Raw genomic sequence first — 20,052 nt, forward strand, 5'->3', positions numbered from 1 at the left:
CTTTTGGAGCTGGCAGAGCCAGGGCGGCGCGCCTTCAAGCCCGTGTGCGTGTGAGGTGTGTCAGCGGCAGCGCCCCGCTGGCCTTCACCTCACCCAGCGAGAAGCTGGTGTGCATGTCTTTCACATTGGGCAGGTTCAGCAGCACGTCGCGCGCAAACTGCGAGAAGCTGTCCAGATCCCGTGCCACCACCTGCAGCTCGAAGGTGCCGGTGCCGCTGATGTAGTGGCACGACACCACTTCCGGAATCTGTCGGATGGCTTCCTCCATCTTGCGCGTGAGGTTGCCCGTGCTGCGGTCCGCATCCAGCCGCACGAAGGCCAGTACCCCAAGGCCGATCTTGTGCCGGTCGATCTCTGCGCGGTAGCCCTTGATGAAGCCTTGTTCCTCCAGCGCCCGCACGCGGCGCCAGCAGGGTGCGGCCGACAGGCCCACCCGCTGGGCCAGCTCGGCATTTGTCAGTCGGGCGTCAGCCTGCAGCTCGTTGAGGATGGCGATATCGAATTTGTCAAGAGTGTTCACAAAGTGGCCGAAATGAGAAAGATCCTTTCTCAGAATAGTCTAAACACGGCACAGAACGCAAAGACATATCAGCGGCGCAGACATACACTTACCTGCACATTAGTGCCGTGGCCCTAAACGGGCCGCAGGTGCTGCCCCAGCGTGCCCACAAGGCGCGGACCCCACAAAAGCCATTGGAGACATAGCCATGAACGCCCCCCTGCCCGAGTCCATCCGCAAAGCGCTAGAGACGGTCACTCTGGATGACAAATACACCTTGGGCGAGGGCCGCGCCTTCATGAGCGGCGTGCAGGCCCTCGTGCGCCTGCCCATGCTGCAGCGCCAGCGCGATGCGGCGGCGGGGCTCAATACGGCGGGCTTCATCAGTGGCTACCGGGGCTCGCCCCTGGGCACGTACGACCAGGCGCTGTGGGCCGCCAAGAAGCACCTGGCGGCCAACAACATCGTCTTCCAGCCCGGCGTGAACGAGGAACTCGGCGCCACGGCCGTCTGGGGCACGCAGCAGCTCGACCTGTACCCGCAGAGCAAGAAGTTCGATGGCGTCTTCGGCATCTGGTACGGCAAGGGCCCGGGCGTGGACCGCTGCTCGGACGTGTTCAAGCACGCCAACATGGCGGGCACCGCCAAGCACGGCGGCGTGATCGCGATTGCGGGCGACGACCACATCAGCAAGAGCAGCACGGCCGCGCACCAGAGCGACCACATCTTCAAGGCCTGCGGCACGCCGGTGTTCTTCCCGAGCAGCGTGCAAGAGATTCTGGACATGGGCCTGCATGCGTTTGCCATGAGCCGCTTCTCGGGTGTGTGGTCGGGCATGAAGACCATCCAGGAGGTGGTGGAGTCGTCCAGCAGCATCAACATCGACCCGGACCGCGTGAAGATCATCCTGCCCGAGGACTTCGTGATGCCGCCCGGCGGCCTGCACATCCGCTGGCCCGACGCGCCGCTGGAGCAGGAAGCGCGCCTCATGGATTACAAGTGGTACGCGGCCCTGGCGTACATCCGCGCCAACAAGCTCAACTACAACGTCATCGAAGGCAAACAAGACCGCTTCGGCATCATCGCCAGCGGCAAGGCCTACAACGACACGCGCCAGGCACTGGTGGACCTGGGGCTCGACGACGATACTTGCCGCCAGCTCGGCATCCGCGTACACAAGGTCAACGTGGTGTGGCCGCTCGAAGCCACCATCACGCGTGACTTTGCCCAGGGCCTGCAAGAGATTCTGGTGGTGGAAGAAAAGCGCCAGGTCATCGAGTACCAGCTCAAGGAGGAGCTGTACAACTGGCGCCCCGATGTGCGTCCCAACGTGCTGGGCAAGTTCGACGAGCCCGAGGGCGACGCGACGGGTGGCGAATGGTCCATGCCCAACCCGAGCCAGAACTGGTTGCTGCGAGCCAAGGCCGACCTCACGCCCGCCATCATCGCCAAGGCAATTGCCAAGCGCCTCAAGAAGCTGGGTGTGCCCTCTGACATCGTGGCCCGCATGGAGGCGCGCCTGGCCATCATCGACGCCAGCGAGCGCGCCATGACGGAGCTGAAGGTGGACACGGGCGAACGCGCTCCGTGGTTCTGCAGCGGCTGCCCGCACAACACCAGCACCCGTGTGCCCGAGGGCTCCCGCGCCGTCGCCGGCATTGGCTGCCACTACATGGTCAACTGGATGCCCGACCGCCGCACCAGCACCTTCACGCAAATGGGCGGCGAGGGCGTGACTTGGGTGGGCCAGCAGCCCTTCACCACGGACGCGCACATCTTTGCCAACCTGGGCGACGGCACCTACTTCCACAGCGGCCTGTTGGCCATTCGCCAGAGCATTGCGGCGGGTGTGAACATCACCTACAAGGTGCTCTACAACGACGCCGTGGCCATGACCGGCGGCCAGCAGGTGGGCGAGCGGCCTGAGGGCCACTCGGTGCTGCAGATCATGAACAGCCTCAAGGCCGAAGGTGTGGCCAAGCTCGTGATCGTGACGGACGAGCCGCACAAATACGACGGTGTGGCCCTGGCCGATGGCGTGACGGTGCACCACCGGGACGAGCTGGACACCATCCAGCGCCAGTTCCGTGAGATCAAGGGCTGCACTGCCATCATTTACGACCAGACTTGCGCCACCGAAAAGCGCCGCCGTCGCAAGCGCGGCAAGCTGGCCACCCCTGACAAGACCGTGGTCATCAACGACCTGGTGTGCGAGGGCTGCGGCGACTGCTCGACGAAGTCGAACTGCCTGAGCGTGGAGCCCGTGGAGACCGAATTCGGCCGCAAGCGCCGCATCAACCAGAGCACGTGCAACAAGGACTACTCCTGCGTGAACGGTTTCTGCCCGAGCTTTGTGACGGTGGAAGGTGGCCAGCTCAAGAAGCCCAAGAAGGAGAAGAAGGGCGACCTGTCGGCGCTGCCTTCCATTCCTGAGCCTGTGCTGCCCGTGGCCGAAACGGCCTGGGGCATCGTGGTGGGTGGCGTGGGCGGCACGGGCGTGATCACCATCGGCTCGCTGCTGGGCATGGCCGCGCACCTCGATGGCAAGGGCGTGATCACCCAGGACGCAGGGGGCCTGGCGCAAAAGGGCGGCGCTACCTGGAGCCACATCCAGATCGCCAATCGCCCCGACGCCATCTACACCACCAAGGTCGATACCGCCAAGGCCGACTTGGTGATCGGTTGCGACTCCATCGTGGCCGCGCACAAGTACACCCTGGCTGTCATGCAGCCCGGCCGCACCTTTGTGGCGCTCAACACCCACAGTACGCCCACGGCGGCGTTTGTGAACAACCCGGACTGGCAGTTCCCTGGTGGCAACTGCGACGCCGCCATTGCCACCGCCGTAGGCGCGGCAGGTGTGGGCAGCTTTGACGCCGAGCAAGTGGCCACCCAGCTGCTGGGCGACAGCATCTACACCAACCCGCTGATGCTGGGCTACGCCTGGCAAAAGGGCCGCGTGCCACTCACCTACGCATCGCTGATGCGCGCCATGGAATTGAACGGCGTGCAGGTGGACAACAACAAGGCAGCGTTTGAATGGGGCCGCCGCTGCGCGCACGACCTGGCGGCGGTGCAGGCGCTGTTCCAGGCCGCGCAAGTGATCCAGTTCGTCAAGAAGCCGTCGCTGGCCGAGATGGTGGCCAAGCGCGTGGAGTTCCTGACGGGTTATCAGAACGCCGCTTACGCTTCCGAGTACCAGGCCTTCGTCGAGAAAGTGAAGGCGGCGGAAGCAAAACTGGGCAGCGGCACCCGCCTGTCTGAGGCGGTGGCCCGCTACCTGTTCAAGCTAATGGCCTACAAGGACGAGTACGAAGTGGCGCGCCTGCACACCGACAAGGCCTTCACGGACAAGATCGCGAACATGTTCGAAGGCGATTACAAGCTGGTGCACCACCTGGCACCGCCCCTGACCGCCAAGAAGAACGACAAGGGCGAGCTGGTGAAGCAGCCGTTTGGCCCTTGGATGCGCAGCGCCTTCGGCGTGCTGGCCAAGATGAAAGGCCTGCGCGGCACGGCACTGGACATCTTCGGCAAGACCGAGGAGCGCCGCATGGAGCGTGCACTGATCGTCGAATACCGCGCCTGCGTCGACGAGCTGCTGGCCCGCCTGAACGCTGACAACCTGGCCTTGGCGGTGGAAATTGCCCGCATTCCCGAAGAGATCCGTGGTTACGGCCACGTGAAGGAACGGCACCTGAAGGCGGCGCGTCCCAAGTGGGACGGCCTGATGGCCCAGTGGCGCACGGGCGCCCCGGTCCAGCGTCAGGTCGCCTGATAGGTCCTTCTGCCGTCAGTGTCTCCCACAAAAGCCCGCCTCTGTGCGGGCTTTTGCTATTAATAGTGTAGCTATCGAGGCATGAATCCCTAGCGCATCACCCGTTTTTGGCCTGTATTTCCGCTGGCAGGCCCTTGTGGGGCCCGCAGGTGGCAAACACCCGCTGCGCGCTTGGGTCTTCCCCCTTGGGCGGCGCTCAAGGCGCCGCATACAATGCCCTGTTCTGCCCCCGCAGGCGCTTTGGCGCGTGGTGTGGGCGGGTTGTGTGAATTTTGACCATCCGTTGTGGAGTCCAGTCCGTGTTTATTTCTTCCGCTTTCGCCCAAACCGCACCTGCCGCAGCCGCTGGCGGCGGTGACATCATGTCCTCTCTGACCGGCATGCTGCCCCTGGTGCTCATGTTTGTGGTGCTGTACTTCGTCATGATCCGCCCCCAGATGAAGCGCCAGAAAGAACACCGCGCCATGATCGACGCCATCGCCAAGGGCGATGAAGTGGCTACCGCCGGTGGCATCGTGGGCAAGGTGACGCGCCTGTCCGAAGGGTTTCTGCACATCGAGATCGCCAGTGGCGTGGAAGTGCAAATGCAGCGCAGCGCTGTGGTGCAGGTGCTGCCCAAGGGCTCCGTCAAGTAATCCATGAACATCCCCCTGAGGCGCTGCGCGCCCCGGCCCGTCCGGGCGCGGGGTCGGGGGGCGCTGGCGCGTAGGGCGCCTGCACAACTGAGGTGAGAGCGCGATCATGAACCGTTATCCGGTCTGGAAGTACGCGATCCTGGTGATCGTGCTGCTGGTGGGGGCCTTGTACACCCTGCCCAATTTCTTTGGCGAGGCGCCTGCTGTGCAGGTGTCGTCGGCCAAGGCCACCATCAAGGTGGATACCGCCGTGCAGCAGCGGGTGGAAGAAGCCCTCAAGGCCGCCGGTGTGACACCTGACTTTGTGGCGCTGGAGGGCAACTCGGTGCGCGCGCGTTTCGACACGCCCGACACCCAGCTCAAGGCCAAGGACGCCATCCAGAAGGCGCTGGTGCCTGACGCCAACGACCCTTCCTACATCGTGGCCCTCAACCTCGTGTCGCGTTCGCCGCTGTGGCTCAAGGCCCTGCACGCCAATCCGATGTACCTGGGGCTGGACCTGCGCGGTGGCGTGCACTTCATGCTGCAGGTGGACATGCAGGCGGCGCTGACCAAGAAGGCCGAGTCCTATGCGGGTGACATCCGCACGGCACTGCGCGACAAGAACATCCGCCATGGCGGCATCAGCCGCGACGGCCAGTCCATCGACATCAAGGTGCGCGATGAAGCCACGGCCACGGCCGCGCGCAACCTGATCGCCGACCAGTTCGCCGATCTTCAGGTCACCACCACGCCAGAAGGCACTGAGTTCAAGCTGCGCGCTTCGATCAAGCCCGAAGCCACACGCCGCGTGCAGGAGCAGGCGCTCAAGCAGAACATGGTCACGCTGCACAACCGGATCAACGAGCTGGGCGTGGCCGAGCCCGTGATCCAGCAGCAGGGCATGGACCGCATCGTGGTGCAGCTGCCCGGTGTGCAGGACACCGCCAAGGCCAAGGACATCCTGGGCCGCACCGCCACGCTGGAAGTGCGCATGGTGGACGAGGGCACCGAAGCCCGTTCGGCAGAGACAGGCCGTGGCCCCGTGCCGTTCGGCTCCGAGCGCTACCTGGAACGCAACGGCCAGCCCGTCATCGTCAAGAAGCAGGTCATCCTGACCGGCGAAAACCTGACCGATGCGCAGCCGGGCTTTGACGGCCAGACGCAGGAACCCACGGTCAACCTCACGCTGGACGCCAAGGGCTCCCGCATCTTCAAGGACATCACGCGCGAGAACGTGGGCAAGCGCATGGCCATCGTGCTGTTCGAAAAGGGCAAGGGCGAGGTCGTCACGGCCCCTGTCATCCGTTCCGAAATCGGTGGCGGCCGCGTGCAGATCTCGGGCCGCATGACCACGGCCGAGGCCAACGACACCGCCCTGCTGCTGCGCGCTGGCTCGCTGGCCGCGCCCATGGAAATCATCGAGGAATACACCATCGGCCCCAGCCTGGGCGCCGACAACATCGAGCGCGGTATCCACAGCGTGGTGTGGGGCATGGTGGCCATTGCGGTGTTCATGTGCATCTACTACGCACTGTTCGGCATTTTCTCCACCGTCTCGCTGGCGGTGAACGTGCTGCTGCTGCTGGCTATCTTGTCCATGCTGCAGGCCACTCTCACGCTGCCCGGCATTGCTGCCATGGCGCTGGCGCTGGGGGTGGCGATTGACTCCAACGTGCTGATCAACGAGCGCATCCGCGAAGAGCTGCGCGAGGGTGTGTCGCCCCAGGCGGCCATCCACGCGGGGTATGAGCGTGCCTGGGCCACCATCCTGGACTCGAACGTGACCACCTTGATCGCGGGCTTGGCGCTGCTGGCGTTTGGCTCCGGCCCGGTGCGTGGCTTTGCTGTGGTGCACTGCATCGGCATCCTGACCAGCATGTTCTCGGCCGTGTTCTTCTCGCGTGGCCTGGTGAACCTGTGGTACGGCCGCAAGAAGAAGCTCAAGAGCGTGGCCATCGGTCAGGTGTGGAAGCCTGAGCCCGATAGTGCTGTGGCCAAGACGAACTAAAGGAGGAAGACCATGGAATTCTTCCGTATCCGCAAAGACATCCCTTTCATGAAGCACGCGTTGGTCTTCAACGCGATCTCCTTCATCACCTTCGCTCTGGCGGTGTTCTTCCTGCTTACGCGTGGGCTGCACCTGTCGGTGGAGTTCACGGGCGGCACCGTGATGGAAGTGGCCTACAGCCAGCCCGCCGAATTAGCCAAGGTCCGCGACACCGTGGCCGCACTGGGCTACCCCGACGTGCAGGTGCAGAATTTCGGCACCTCGCGTGACGTGATGATTCGCCTGCCCGTGCAAAAGGGCGTGACGTCCGCACAGCAGAGCGAGCAGGTGCTGGGCGCCTTGAAGGCTGCAGACCCCGCAGTGACCTTGCGTCGCACCGAGTTTGTAGGTCCGCAGGTGGGCGAGGAACTGGTGCACGGCGGCCTGATGGCGCTGGCCATGGTGGTCGTGGGCATCGTGATCTACCTGGCCTTCCGCTTTGAGTGGAAATTCGGCGTCGCCGCAATCATTGCCAACCTGCACGACGTGGTGATCATCCTGGGCTTCTTTGCGTTCTTCCAGTGGGAGTTCTCGCTGTCGGTGCTCGCTGGCGTACTCGCCGTGCTGGGTTACTCGGTGAACGAATCGGTCGTGATCTTCGACCGGATCCGCGAGGCCTTCCGCAAGTACCGCAAGATGACCACGCACGAGGTGATCGACCACGCCATCACCAGCACGATGAGTCGAACCATCATCACCCACGCCTCCACCGAGGCGATGGTGCTGTCGATGTTCTTCTTTGGTGGCCCGAGCTTGCACTACTTTGCATTGGCGCTGACCATCGGTATCCTGTTCGGTATCTATTCCTCGGTGTTCGTGGCGGCGGCTATTGCCATGTGGCTGGGCGTCAAGCGCGAGGACCTCGTCAAGCCCGCCAAAAAGGAGGGGGATCCCAACGATCCCCATGCCGGAGCTACCGTCTGACCCGCTAATATCTGTTCATGCACACCACGCCCCCTTCTGTTCCGCAACGCCGCCTAGCCCGCCAGGCGCGCCAGCGGTTTGTAGAGGGGATCTGTGGAGGGTTGGTGGATCTGGACAAGACCGTCCAGGACTTCCTCACCGCGTTGATGAACCAGACGGGCACAGCCCGCGAGATGCAGTCGCGCCGGGATGCGTGGCTTCTGTACCAGCAAAAACATTCCGCATGGACGGAGCGCGCCGGCAAGGCCTGGCAGGAGGCGCTGGCTCCCCACGTCAGCTCTACACGTGGCCAGCTGGCGGCTGGTGGTGGTGGGCTCAGTCAGTTCGAGCTGCTCAGCGACGATGTGGTCGAGAACAAGATCCTCGCCTCGCGCATGGCGTTGACGGTGAACGAGCAGGTCAGCCATCAGTTCGACACCTTGCGCCAGCGCACCCAGTCGCTGGAGGGGCAGGAGCTGGACAGTAGCGACATCCTGCGACCCGACACGGTATGCCTGTTGCTGGTGGAACAATGGGTGGAGGCAGGGCTACCCCGCACGGACCTGCAAACCGTGGTGGATCCCCTGCAGCGCGAGCTGGCCAACCTGCTCCAGAAGCACTACCAGGCGGTCAACGTGTTCTACGTAGAGCAGGGCATCACGCCGCAGGTCGATCTCAAATCCAAGGTGCGCCGCACGCAGGGTGGCACCGCCACGGGCAGTGGCGGGGGCGATTCGGGTTCCGGGGGCCTGGCTTCGCAGGCCCTGGCGCAGACCCGCCAGGCCATGATGGCCGCGCGCGGAGGAGTGCAGCAGCCTCCCGGCATGCCCGCTGGGGCTCGGCCGATGGGGCCACCGGGCACGCAGATGCCGCCCCCCGGACATGGCGGCTACCCCCGGCCACAACACGGAATGCCCACGGCCTTTGCCACGGGCATGACGCCGCTCGCCCGGGCACGCCAGCGTGCGCAGGGTGTGATGGGGCAGCTGCGGCGCCTGCTCACGCAGCCCGCTACGGGCTTTGACATGGTGAATGCGCCCCCCGCGTCGGCGGCGCTGGCCCATGCACTCACCGCGCACCGCGTGCATGCGGACACCTACTACAGCGGCGTCGCTACCCTGATGGAGGACTACAGCCCTGCCGCTGTGGTCCAGCTGGTGGGCGCCGTGCGCGAGCGCTCCACTGAACTCAAGAAGAAAGCGACCACCTCGGGCGAAAAGGCCATCATCGAGGTGGTGGCCCTGATGTTCCAGAGCATCCTCGCCGAAGACCGGATACCGCCCGCCGTGCGGGTGTGGTTTGCCCGGCTGCAGGTGCCCGTGCTGCGCGTGGCCTTGGCCGAGCCCGAATTCTTCAGCAACCTCGACCACCCTGCGCGCAAGCTGATCGACCGCATGGGAGCCTGTGTTCTCGGTTTTGACGCGACCAGCATCAATGGCAGTGCGCTGGAAGCCGAGATTCGCCGCGTGGTGCAGGTGATCGAACAGTACCCCGAGACGGGACGCCGCGTCTTCCAGCTGGTCTATGACGAGTTCGAAAAATTCCTGGCCAAGTTCCTGACCGAAAAGCAGGTCACCTCGCGCCTGGTCAGCGTCGCCCAACAGGTCGAGCAGCGGGAAACGCTGGCGATCCAGTACACCATCGAGCTGCGCACCATGTTGCGCGACATGCCGGTGCGCGACGAGATCCGCGAGTTCCTGTTCAAGACTTGGGCCGAGGTGCTGGCGCTGTCGGCCGTGCGTGACGGCCCTCAACATGCCGACACGGTGGCCTTCAAGCGCACGGCAGCAGACCTCGTCTGGGCCGCCAGCGCCAAACCCAATCGCAGCGACCGGGCCCAGGTCATCCAGAACCTGCCCGCGCTGCTGCAACGCCTGCGCCAAGGGCTGACCCTGCTGGGTGTGAACGGCGCGGCGCAGGATGCGCAGGTCAAAGTGTTGACAGATACCCTGGCCGACGCCTTTTTGTCCAAGACGGCGTCCATTCCCCAGGCGCACATCGATGCCATGGCCAAACGCCTGGCCAACCTCGAAGACTTCATCAGTGATGCCACACTGGGTGACATGCCGCTCAATGCGGACAACATCGAGATGATGCTGGGCATCGACGCCTCGTCCATCCACGTTATTGCTGACAACGGTGCTCCGGTGGACGATGCCATGGTGGCCTGGGCGCAGGATCTGCAGCCTGGCACCTGGTATACGCTGGACCACAACGGTGCATCGGCCCAGGTGCAGTACGCCTGGCAAAGCCAGCGCAAGCAGTTGCACCTGTTTGCTGCGGTGGATGGCAGCAGTTACCTGATCCAGTTGCGCCGCCTGGCGGCGTACCTGCAGGCTGGCTTGCTGGTGGCCCAGGACGAGGAAGGACTCACGTTGCGCGCCACGCGCGATGCCCTGGCCAAGCTGGACGCCAACCCGGAACGATTGCTGGACTGAGCCCCGCAGGCGTTGCTCAGAGCCTGTGTGAGATCTCCTGTGAGATCGTCAACAGGCGCTTTTATCCGGGATGCGTGTTGGCATCCCTTGCGCCCCTCTGGCCCTGGGCGATCACGCAGCGATCAGCTAGCCCCTGCCGACCCGCTGAAACAACCCCCCCGGCAACCGCGCAATGCTGCCATCGAGTTCCAGTTCCAGCAGGGCCACCTGCAAGGCCGATGCGCCCATGCCCGTGCGGGCGACCAGAGCATCCAGCCCCATGGGGTCGTAGCCCAAGGCGGCGAGCACGGGGTCTTCGGTGCCGTCCGATACAGTGACTCCCGCGGCGTTCGCGCCTTCGTGGGGCAGGCCGGACATAGTGGTGGCGGGGATCTTGAGTTCTTCCAGCACATCCTGGGCAGACTCCACCAGCTTGGCGCCTTGACGGATCAGCGCATGGCAGCCGCGTGACTGCGGTGCATGAATGGAACCTGGAATGGCAAACACTTCACGCCCCTGCTCGGCCGCCATGCGGGCTGTGATCAGCGAGCCCGATGCCAGTGCGGCTTCCACCACCAGCGTGCCCTGCGAGAGGCCCGAAATGATGCGGTTGCGTTTGGGAAAGTTGCCTGGCAGCGGTGGAGTGCCCAGGGGGTACTCGCTGACGATCAGTCCGTGTGCGGCAATGCGATGGGCCAGGTCCAGGTTCTTGCGCGGATACACGCGGTCGAGCCCGGTGCCTACCACGGCGATTGTGGCGGCCCTTGCGCAAGGGGGGGTCGCCGAGTCCAGCGCGCCTTCGTGGGCGGCAGCGTCTACCCCCAGCGCAAGCCCCGACACGATGGTCAAGCCTGCGCTGTGCAGCGCCCGGGCAAACAGGCGAGCGTTCTCGGCGCCCTGGGCGGTGGGGTTGCGGCTCCCGACCACAGCGAGACACCGATCACTGGGAAAAGGCTGGTCCTCCAGCAGTGATGCCGGGCCCATGAGGTAGAGCAGCAGCGGTGGGTCTTCCGTGTCCAGCAAGGCCTGCGGATAACGCAGGTCGCCCAGGCTCACGATGGCGCGCGCGGGGCCTTGCGGCACAGCACTGGCAAGCCATTGGGCGGTGGTCTGCCACAGGGCTTCCCACCCCTGCGGAATCTCGCGCAACGCCTTGGCCTGCGCGGCGGGCACACAGAGTTGCAGGGCGGCTTCGGTCTGCTGAAAGATGGATTGCGGCAAGCCAAAGCGTGCCAGCAGACGCCGCGCGGCCCCGTTGCCAATGCCTGGCGTCAAGGTCAGCCGCAGCCAGGCGCCGAGTTCGTCGTGGTCCATGGATACCAGTACGGCGCGGCAACGTCACTACCGCAGCGCAGGAGCCCCGCGCGGCGATACGTACTACCGGCCCTGAGCGTTACTTGGGGTTGACCAAGCGGTCGCCGACGCGCACACCGTTGCGGATTTCCAGCAGCAGCACATAGGACACGCGCTCGAAGGTGCGGAACACCATGGCCGTGCCGTTGATTTCACTGGGCAGCTTGACCATCGCCTTCTTGTCGTCCGTCATGTCCTTGATGCGGTCACCCTTGGTCAGCAGGCTGAGCACATGGCCAGGCTCCAGTCCGTCCTGCGAACCCATGTTGATGGCTACCACCTGATTCTGACCCGCGTAGGCCACTGCAGAGCTGCCATAGATGGATACTACGCGCGCATCGACCTCGATCTGGGGCGCTCGCGGGGTGAAACTCATGAAGGGTCGGGCCGGTGCTGGCAGGAGGCGGTCTCCCGCGCGCACGTCCTCCTTGGTGGCTGAGAGATCCACGGTGGCAGGGATATATTCCGCCGTGTATCCGCCCTTGCCATTCGGAATCTCCTCAAACGACTCGCCGCGCACCAGTTCCGCCTTGCCCAGGTACTGGGCCTCATAGCCCAGCACCTCGCCTGAGATAGGATCCTTGAGGGCTACGGCATTGCGAAACACGCGGTAGTAACGGGGCTCGCCCGCTTCGGCCAGCATGGGCGCCGTCGCATCTCCACGCACATAGGCGCGGTCGCCGGCCGCCATCAACACGCGCTCGTCGGTTGTTGCGATCACGCGTGGGGCGCGCAACAGCACTTGCTCGTCCACCACGAGAGGCTCGACCAGGAAGGGCTCGATGAGGTGCTGCTTGAGTGTGGGCAGCGCCGAATCAGCGAGGCTATCGCTGCGCGTGCGGGGCGAGATGCGCACGGTTTCGGGTTCGCTGGAGCGGCTGGTGCTCAGCCGGGCATAACCGTCTTCCTTGATCAGGTACAGGGTTTGGCCCGGGAAGATCAGGTGCGGGTTGGGAATGGCTTTGAGGTTCATGCCCCAGAGCTCGGGCCAGCGCCATGGGCGCTTGAGATACATGCCCGAAATGCCCCAGAGCGTGTCGCCCCGCTTGACGGTGTAGGTGTCTGGGGCGTTGGGCGCCAGCTCCTCCAGCGGTACACCCCGCTCGGACACCTGCTGCGCTGTGGCGCGCTGGCCGCTGGAGATGGGGTAATTCTGCGCCTGGGCCGGCATGACCAGCAGGGCGCCAGCAATGATCGTGAGCGCGCCCAGGGCGGTCCGCCGCACGCTGGTGAATGCCGTCATGTTGTTCCTTTTCTCATGCATTGGGAAACGCCCCCTCGCTGGCACCTCGGCGCACAAAGCAGGCGTGCGGCCGGGCAAATACGTTACAAAGCTTCTTAGATTCTCTGCTCAAGCCCTTGATTCGGCAACGATTATTGGCTCGCAAGGCGGCAGTAGGCCGCAAAAGTGGCGAAAATAGCGACATCTCTTACCTGCAGCCATGGCAATCCTTCCCATTCTCTGTTACCCGGACCCCCGGCTTCACAAGGTCGCCCGCCCCGTCCAGGCGGTGGACGACCGCATTCGCACGCTGGTGGCCGACATGCTGGCCACGATGTACGACGCGCACGGCATTGGCCTGGCGGCCACCCAGGTGGATGTGCATGAGCGGCTGGTGGTCATCGATGTGTCGGAGGAGCGCGACCAGCCCCTGGTACTGATCAACCCCGAGCTGGTCTGGACCAGCGCCGAAAAGCACCTGAACGAAGAAGGCTGCCTGTCGGTGCCTGGCATTTATGACGGCGTGGAGCGTTTTGACGCGGTGCATGTGCGCGCGCTGGACGCTCAGGGTCAGTCCCGCGTCATCGAGGCCGACGGACTGCTGGCGGTTTGCATCCAGCACGAGATGGACCACCTGATGGGCAAGGTGTTTGTGGAATACCTCTCCCCCCTCAAGCGCAACCGCATCAAGACCAAGATGGTCAAGCAGCAGCGGGAGGCGCGCGGGTGATGCGCGCAGCGCTCTGCGTCCGCTGGGGCGTCAGAGTGCTGGCGCTGGTGGCGCTGGTTGGCCAGTTGGCGGGCTGTGTGCTGCCGGCCCGTGAACGGCCCGGCGCGTTGCGGGCCGAAGTGATCGCTCGCCTGGGCCCGCCAACCGTCACGATAGCGCTGCCCTCTGGCGAGCGGCTGCTGTACTCGGAATTACCCGCCGGGTTTGCCGCCTACAACCTCGACTTTGATGCCATTGGCCGGCTGGTGCGCAACGAGCAGGTGCTCACGCAGCAGCGATTCGAGAACCTGCCCGTGGGCACCTGGACCCGTGCCGACCTGCAAAACACCTTCGGAATGCCCTTGCGTGTCGAGCAGGTGGCGCGCTTTGATGGTGATATCTGGACCTACCGCTTCCGGCAGAACTCGGACCTGCGACAGGCCCATGTGCACCTGGATCGCCAAGGGGTGGTGCGCCAGGTGTTGTTCACCGACGAACTGCCGAATTTTGACAACGCGCGCGATTGATGGGATGGCCCGCCCAGCAGGGCCACCGCGTAACGCGCCCACCTGAGCCAACATCCGTTCCCATGAGAGTCATTTTTGCCGGTACCCCCGAATTCGCCCGTGTGGCCCTCGAGCGGCTGCTGTCCGCAGGCTTCACCGTTCCCTTGGTGCTGACGCAACCGGACCGCCCTGCAGGCCGTGGCATGAAGCTGCAGGCGTCGCCCGTCAAACAATGCGCGCTGGAGCATGGGATAGCCGTCTCCCAGCCCCGCAGCCTGCGCCTGGATGGCAAGTACCCCGACGATGCCGCCGCTGCGCACGAAGCCCTGCTGGCCGCGCAGGCCGATGTGATGGTCGTGGCCGCCTACGGGCTGATCCTGCCGCAGTGGACCCTGGATCTGCCCCGTCTGGGCTGCCTGAACATTCACGCGAGCCTGCTGCCCCGCTGGCGCGGTGCCGCCCCCATCCACCGTGCCATCGAGGCAGGCGATGCGGAAACGGGCGTCACCATCATGCAGATGGACGCAGGGCTGGACACGGGCGATATGCTGCTCACCGAGCGCCTGCCCATCGCCCCGAGCGACACCACGGCCACCCTGCACGACCGCCTGGCCGCGCTGGGCGGTCGCATGATCGTCGAGGCGCTGGAGCTGGCCGCCTGTGGGGGCCTCACTGCCGTGCCGCAACCGGCAGACGGCATCACCTACGCCCACAAGATCGAAAAGGCCGAGAGCACGATCGACTGGACACTGCCTGCCGCAGTCATTGGCCAGCGCATTCGCGCGTTCGATCCCTTCCCGGGGGCCAGCACCGAGTGCAACGGCGAGACGATCAAGATCTGGAGCTATGCAATTGATAGCATTCAAGGCAAATCCGACCAGCGCTCCGGGCAGATTTTGGCTGCGGATGGCGCGGGAGTGACCGTCGCATGCGGTAGCGGCACGGCGTTGCGCCTGACCACGCTGCAGCGGGCGGGTGGCAAGCGGCTGGCGGCGGCTGATTTCTTGCGCGGCTTTGACCTGCAGCCGGGCATGGTGCTGGGTGCAAACCCTGCATGAGCGTGTCTGCTGCGCTGGGCCGGACACTGCGCCACCCCTCCTTCCGAATGGCCGCCATCGACATGGCGGGTACCTCGCTGGGCATTGCAGCCTGGGGGCTGGTCACCGGGGTGGCCATGGTCAAAAGTGGCATGTCGGTCGGGATGGCCGTGTTCATGTCGCTGCTGGTGTATGCCGGCAGCGCCCAGCTCGCCGTCATTCCGCTGCTGTCCGTGGGCGCGCCGCTGTGGGTGGTGTGGCTCACGGCCGCCTGCGTCAACCTGCGGTTTGTGATTTTCAGCAGCATGTGGCGCAGCTACTTTGCGCACCTTCCGCTTCGCCAGCGCCTGGCCGTGGGGTATTTCAGCGGGGACGTGATCTATGTGGCGTTCATGAAGCGCTTTCCGGAACCCCGGCCGGCCCCAGAGCAGGTGCCGTATTTCTGGGGCGCGGCCTCCACCAACTGGCTGGCTTGGCAGGTGCCGTCCATCGCCGGCATCCTGCTGGCCAACGCGGTGCCCTTGTCCTGGGGGCTGGGTTTTGCGGGGGTGCTGGCCTTGCTGGGCGTGCTGCTGTCCCTGCTGTTCGACCGGGCCACCTGGCTCGCCACGGGTGTTGCGGCCACTGCAGCGATTGCTGCGTTTGCCTTGCCGCTCAAGCTCAACATCCTGGTGGCGCTGGCGGCAGCCGTGGCCGCGGGACTGCTGATGGAGGCCGTGGACCGCCGTCGTCGCCAACCCGAGTTGCTGCTGGTGCCCGCTGACAGCGTCATGCCACCCGAGGAGCGTGAGCATGTCGAGGCGGGCGATGTGGTGCCGCTGCGCGAGGAACGCCACCCATGAGCTGGTCCTGGATCTATCCTTTGCTGGCCACTGTGGGCCTGGCTGTGATCACGGTGGTGTCGCGCTCCTTCTTCATGATCCCGGAGCGTGAGCTGCCCCTGCCCGACTGGCTCAAGCGGGGCCTCAAATATGCCCCGCTGGCCGCGCTCACCGCCGTCATTGCACCCGAGATCCTCATGGTGCAGGGCGAGCTGATCGACACCTTCATGGACGCACGCCTGCCGGCCGTGCTGTTCGCCAGCGTGTATTACTTCTGGCGCCGGGGCATCCTGGGTACCATTCTGGTGGGTATGGCGGTGTATCTGCCACTGCACATCGGCTGGGGCTGGTAGGTGCTGGCGGCGGCCGGCCGCGTCAGCAGGGCCGCCTAAAATGGCGCCCCTGATCCACCGGCCCCTCCAGGAAACCTTCCCCCATGAACATCCTTCGCTTTTCCGATCTGTGCGCCCAGGGCAAGGCCCGCAACCAGCGCGTCTTCATCCGCGCCGACCTGAACGTGCCGCAAGACGACGCCGGCAACATCACTGAAGACACCCGCATCCGTGCCTCCATTCCCGCGATCCGCATGGCGCTGGACGCCGGTGCCGCTGTCATGGTCACCAGCCACCTGGGCCGCCCGACTGAAGGCGAATTCAAACCCGAGGACTCCCTGGCCCCCGTGGCCCAGCGCATGGCCGAGCTGCTGGGCCGTGAAGTGCCGCTGGTCGCCAACTGGGTGGACGGTGTGCAAGTGGCACCCGGCCAGATCGTGCTGCTGGAAAACTGCCGCCTGAACGTGGGCGAGAAGAAAAACAAAGAGGAGCTGGCACGCAAGATGGCCGCGCTGTGCGACATCTTCGTGAACGACGCGTTTGGCACCGCCCACCGCGCCGAAGGCACCACCTACGGCATCGCGCAGTACGCCCCCATTGCCTGCGCCGGCCCGCTGCTGTCGGCCGAGATCGATGCCCTGACCAAGGCCCTGGCGCATCCCCAGCGCCCGCTGGCGGCCATCGTGGCGGGCTCCAAGGTGTCCACCAAGCTCACCATCCTGCAAAGCCTGGCCGACAAGGTGGACCAGCTCATCGTGGGCGGCGGCATTGCCAATACCTTCATGTTGGCGGCAGGCCTGCCCATCGGCAAGAGCCTAGCTGAGCCCGATCTGCTGGACGCCGCCAAGTCCGTGATGGCTGCCATGAAGGCGCGTGGCGCCGAGGTGCCGATCCCCACCGACGTGGTCGTGGCCAAGACCTTTGCTGCGGATGCCCCCGCCACGGTGAAGGCCGCCACGGACGTGGCGCCCGACGACATGATCCTGGACATCGGCCCCGAGACGGCTGCCCGCCTCGCGGCCCAGCTCAAGTCTGCTGGCACCATCGTCTGGAATGGCCCTGTGGGCGTGTTCGAGTTTGCCGCTTTTGAGAACGGTACCAAGCAACTCGCCAAGGCGATTGCCGAATCCTCGGCCTTCAGCATCGCGGGCGGTGGCGACACGCTGGCCGCCATTGCCAAGTACGGCATCGACAAACAGGTGGGTTACATCTCCACCGGTGGCGGCGCTTTCCTGGAAGTGCTGGAAGGCAAAAAGCTGCCCGCTTTCGACATCCTGGAGCAGCGCGCAGCCGCTTCCGTGTAAGCAAATGCAAGGCGGGCCATCGCAAAGGTGGCCCTGCCTGCTTACACGCCTTGCATCGGCACACAACTGTGACCAAAAACAACGAACTGTGTACGCCGGAGCGTAGTTAGCGTAATTTTTTCTTGTTTTTGTTGAGGATACCGCCCAGAATTATTTTTCAATCGTGCGGGTCGCATCTGTTCGGATCCTCGCAAATTCAGTCCGTAGGAGGGAATCATGTCGTTTTCAAAGGCAATCAGCTTGGCCGTGCTGGCTGGCGCTGTGGCAACTTTGGTGGGGTGCGCACAGAGGGCGCCTATTCCCGTCGCGGAAAATTTCGAGTACACCTCGCAGCCCAAGGTTCGCTCCGCCGGACATTGGGACCTGGTCTCGCGCGATGTGGTCAATCAGACGCTGAGCACCCTGGACAAGGCCGGCGTGGCCCCCAACACCCCCCTGCATGTGTCATTGCCCGCCAATGCCACGCAGTTTGAAACCGCCTTCCGCGAGTTCCTGATCACCAAACTGGTCCAGAACGGCGCCGTGGTGCAGCAGAACCTGGGCCAGGCCCTGGAAGTCTCCTACGGTATCCAGGTCGTGCGTCACAACAGCGACCGCCCGCATTTCATCCCTGGGCAGTTCACCATGCTGGCTGCAGGCCTTTTTGCCGCCTACGGCCTGCGCCATGAGCACATCGACGCCCAGCTGGCCGCTGGCCTGGGTCTGACCCTCGCCGCCGACTATGCCAACAGCATCAACTCTGGTGGCCCGACCAACACCGAGCTGATCCTGACCACCACCGTCACGCGCGGCGGCCAGTACCTGGCCCGCAAGACCGACGTGTACTACCTGGAAAACGCTGACACCCCATTGTTCACGCGCCCCTCGTACAAGAACGTCAACATGAAGGTTGTCTCGCAATGAAAACCCCCGCACTTCTTCTGACGGTGCTGGCCGGCGTGGTGCTGGCCGGTTGCGCCAACAACGCTGCGCCGGTGCGCGTCGAGCCCACCTACCAGGAAGCCGCTAGCAGCCAGTTCATCCAGAGCAGCCGCGACGCGGTGACCAAGCTGACCACCGGTTTCGACATGAACTCGCTGGGCGGCGGGCCTGTGCTCGTGGCCACCGTGGTCAACGTCAACGACCTCAGCCGCGCTGCCCCGCTGGGCCGCACGTTGTCCGAGCAGTACGCTACCAGCATGGCGGCCAGCGGCTTCAACGTGAAGGAAATCAAGCTGCGCGGTGACGTGTTCGTGCGCGAAGGCCAGGGCGAGCTGCTGCTGTCGCGTGAGATCAAGGACATTGCCCGCAACCACAACGCCTCGCTGGTGCTGGTGGGTACCTACTCTGCGGCCGCCAACTACACCTACGTGAGCCTGAAGCTGGTGCGCACCGAAGACAGCCGCATCGTGCGTGGCTACGACTACGCGCTGCCCAACGACCGCGACGTGCAACGCCTGCTGGCTGTGCCCCGCTGATCTTTCGTTCTCACCAGGGACTTGTTGCTCCCTCTGCTACCGCAAAAAGGCCGTCTCGACGGCCTTTTTTTGTTGCCCGTTGGCACACCCCGGGGTGCCCGAAACCTCCGCTTCACGGGGCCTCTCCTTGACGACCACGATCCCCGGCGGGGGCATCCCGTGCCCACCCACCTAAAATCACGCCCCATGAACTTCACCGACATGCTGCGCGACGCCACGGCACAGAACAACTCCCTGCTGTGCGTGGGCCTGGACCCTGAACCCACGCGGTTTCCCGCCGCGATGCAGGGCGACCCCCGCAAGATCTATGACTTTTGCGCGGCCATCGTGGACGCCACCGCCGACCTGGTGTGTGCCTTCAAGCCACAGATCGCCTACTTTGCCGCGCATGGTGCCGAGGACCAGCTCGAGCGCCTGATGCAGCACATGCGGGCCAACGCACCGCAGGTGCCGGTGATCCTGGACGCCAAGCGCGGCGACATCGGCTCCACGGCCGAGCAGTACGCCAAGGAGGCCTTCGAGCGCTACGGTGCCGATGCTGTCACGCTGTCGCCTTTCATGGGCTTCGACTCCATCGAGCCCTATCTGGCCTACCACGGCAAGGGCGCGTTTTTGCTCTGCCGCACCTCCAACCCCGGCGGCGACGACCTGCAGACCCAGCGCCTGGCCAGCGTCGAGGGCCAGCCGCTCATGTACGAGCATGTGGCGCGTCTGGCGCAAGGCCCCTGGAACAAGAACGGCCAGCTCGGCCTGGTGGTGGGCGCCACCTACCCGCAGGAGATCGAGCGCGTGCGTGCCATCGCGCCCACGCTGCCGCTGCTGATTCCGGGCGTGGGTGCCCAGGGTGGCGATGCCGCCGCCACCGTGCGTGCCGGGCTGCGCAGTGACGGGCCGATCATCGTGAACTCGTCGCGGGCCATTCTTTACGCGTCCAAAGGCGAGGACTTTGCTGAGGTCGCGCGTGCAGAAGCCATGCGCACCCGAGGCGTTCTGGAAGCTGCCCGGGGCTGAGCCCTCTCCCTCCGACCGCGGTGTCTGGTCCTCTAACGG

General features: G+C 64.8%; 17 protein-coding genes. 14 read left to right on the plus strand and 3 right to left on the minus strand.

Annotated features, from left to right (window positions below; genetic code table 11):
* Positions 1–34 precede the first annotated feature (34 nt).
* Positions 35–520 carry an Lrp/AsnC family transcriptional regulator gene (locus tag ASD75_RS02680; protein WP_056067858.1) on the minus strand — a complete coding sequence of 162 codons (486 nt, stop codon included), beginning with the start codon at positions 518–520 and terminating at the stop codon, positions 35–37.
* 187 nt (positions 521–707) lie between these two features.
* On the opposite strand from ASD75_RS02680, the gene ASD75_RS02685 reads away from it, so the two are divergent.
* From ASD75_RS02685 to ASD75_RS02705, 5 genes are all read left to right on the plus strand, one after another.
* A complete protein-coding gene (locus tag ASD75_RS02685) occupies positions 708–4,277 on the plus strand; it encodes an indolepyruvate ferredoxin oxidoreductase family protein (protein WP_056742876.1) in 3,570 nt (1,189 codons plus the stop codon).
* Positions 4,278–4,576: 299 nt separating this feature from the next.
* Positions 4,577–4,912 carry a preprotein translocase subunit YajC gene (yajC, locus tag ASD75_RS02690; protein ID WP_015016243.1) on the plus strand — a complete coding sequence of 112 codons (336 nt, stop codon included), beginning with the start codon at positions 4,577–4,579 and terminating at the stop codon, positions 4,910–4,912.
* A 106-nt stretch (positions 4,913–5,018) separates the two neighbouring features.
* Positions 5,019–6,902 (plus strand): protein translocase subunit SecD, encoded by a 1,884-nt coding sequence (secD, locus tag ASD75_RS02695; protein ID WP_056742878.1) that lies wholly within the window; start codon positions 5,019–5,021, stop codon positions 6,900–6,902.
* A gap of 12 nt (positions 6,903–6,914) precedes the next feature.
* Positions 6,915–7,865 (plus strand): protein translocase subunit SecF, encoded by a 951-nt coding sequence (gene secF / locus ASD75_RS02700; protein WP_056742880.1) that lies wholly within the window; start codon positions 6,915–6,917, stop codon positions 7,863–7,865.
* Between the two features lie 17 nt (positions 7,866–7,882).
* Positions 7,883–10,282 carry a DUF1631 domain-containing protein gene (locus ASD75_RS02705; RefSeq protein WP_056742883.1) on the plus strand — a complete coding sequence of 800 codons (2,400 nt, stop codon included), beginning with the start codon at positions 7,883–7,885 and terminating at the stop codon, positions 10,280–10,282.
* A 126-nt stretch (positions 10,283–10,408) separates the two neighbouring features.
* Here ASD75_RS02705 and dprA read toward each other — a convergent pair whose 3' ends face one another.
* Both dprA and ASD75_RS02715 read right to left on the minus strand, forming a co-directional pair.
* Entirely contained in the window at positions 10,409–11,575 is a 1,167-nt protein-coding gene (gene dprA, locus ASD75_RS02710) for a DNA-processing protein DprA (protein ID WP_056742885.1), read from the minus strand.
* A gap of 79 nt (positions 11,576–11,654) precedes the next feature.
* Complete coding sequence (locus ASD75_RS02715) at positions 11,655–12,857, minus strand: LysM peptidoglycan-binding domain-containing protein (protein ID WP_082564861.1); 1,203 nt, start codon at positions 12,855–12,857, stop codon at positions 11,655–11,657.
* Between the two features lie 199 nt (positions 12,858–13,056).
* Here ASD75_RS02715 and def point away from each other — a divergent pair, with 199 nt between their 5' ends.
* The 9 genes from def (at position 13,057) to pyrF (ending at position 20,013) form a co-directional block, all read left to right on the plus strand.
* Positions 13,057–13,566: a peptide deformylase gene (gene def, locus ASD75_RS02720; protein ID WP_056067873.1), complete on the plus strand. Its 510-nt coding sequence runs from the start codon at positions 13,057–13,059 to the stop codon at positions 13,564–13,566.
* On the plus strand, positions 13,566–14,072 hold the full coding sequence (locus ASD75_RS02725; protein WP_056742889.1) for a hypothetical protein: 507 nt from the start codon (positions 13,566–13,568) through the stop codon (positions 14,070–14,072). The genes def and ASD75_RS02725 overlap by 1 nt, the downstream gene beginning before the upstream one ends.
* 62 nt (positions 14,073–14,134) lie before the next feature.
* Complete coding sequence (fmt, locus tag ASD75_RS02730; protein ID WP_056742890.1) at positions 14,135–15,109, plus strand: methionyl-tRNA formyltransferase; 975 nt, start codon at positions 14,135–14,137, stop codon at positions 15,107–15,109.
* Positions 15,110–15,156: 47 nt separating this feature from the next.
* Positions 15,157–15,930 (plus strand): AzlC family ABC transporter permease, encoded by a 774-nt coding sequence (locus tag ASD75_RS02735; protein ID WP_369817443.1) that lies wholly within the window; start codon positions 15,157–15,159, stop codon positions 15,928–15,930.
* Entirely contained in the window at positions 15,927–16,262 is a 336-nt protein-coding gene (locus ASD75_RS02740; protein WP_056742894.1) for an AzlD domain-containing protein, read from the plus strand. Before ASD75_RS02735 ends, ASD75_RS02740 begins: the two co-directional genes overlap by 4 nt.
* Positions 16,263–16,345: 83 nt before the next feature.
* Positions 16,346–17,545, plus strand: coding sequence for a phosphoglycerate kinase (locus ASD75_RS02745; RefSeq protein WP_056742896.1), 1,200 nt, complete (start codon positions 16,346–16,348; stop codon positions 17,543–17,545).
* A gap of 216 nt (positions 17,546–17,761) precedes the next feature.
* The gene (locus ASD75_RS02750; protein WP_056742898.1) at positions 17,762–18,448 is read left to right on the plus strand and encodes a hypothetical protein; all 687 of its coding nucleotides are present in this window, start codon (positions 17,762–17,764) and stop codon (positions 18,446–18,448) included.
* Positions 18,445–19,002, plus strand: a complete 558-nt coding sequence (locus ASD75_RS02755) for a FlgO family outer membrane protein (protein ID WP_056742900.1) — start codon at positions 18,445–18,447, stop codon at positions 19,000–19,002. The genes ASD75_RS02750 and ASD75_RS02755 overlap by 4 nt, the downstream gene beginning before the upstream one ends.
* A 186-nt stretch (positions 19,003–19,188) precedes the next feature.
* The gene (gene pyrF, locus ASD75_RS02760; RefSeq protein ID WP_056742902.1) at positions 19,189–20,013 is read left to right on the plus strand and encodes an orotidine-5'-phosphate decarboxylase; all 825 of its coding nucleotides are present in this window, start codon (positions 19,189–19,191) and stop codon (positions 20,011–20,013) included.
* Positions 20,014–20,052: the final 39 nt, after the last annotated feature.

It is taken from the genome of Acidovorax sp. Root568 (assembly GCF_001427445.1).
GTDB classification, from domain to species: domain Bacteria; phylum Pseudomonadota; class Gammaproteobacteria; order Burkholderiales; family Burkholderiaceae_C; genus Acidovorax; species Acidovorax delafieldii.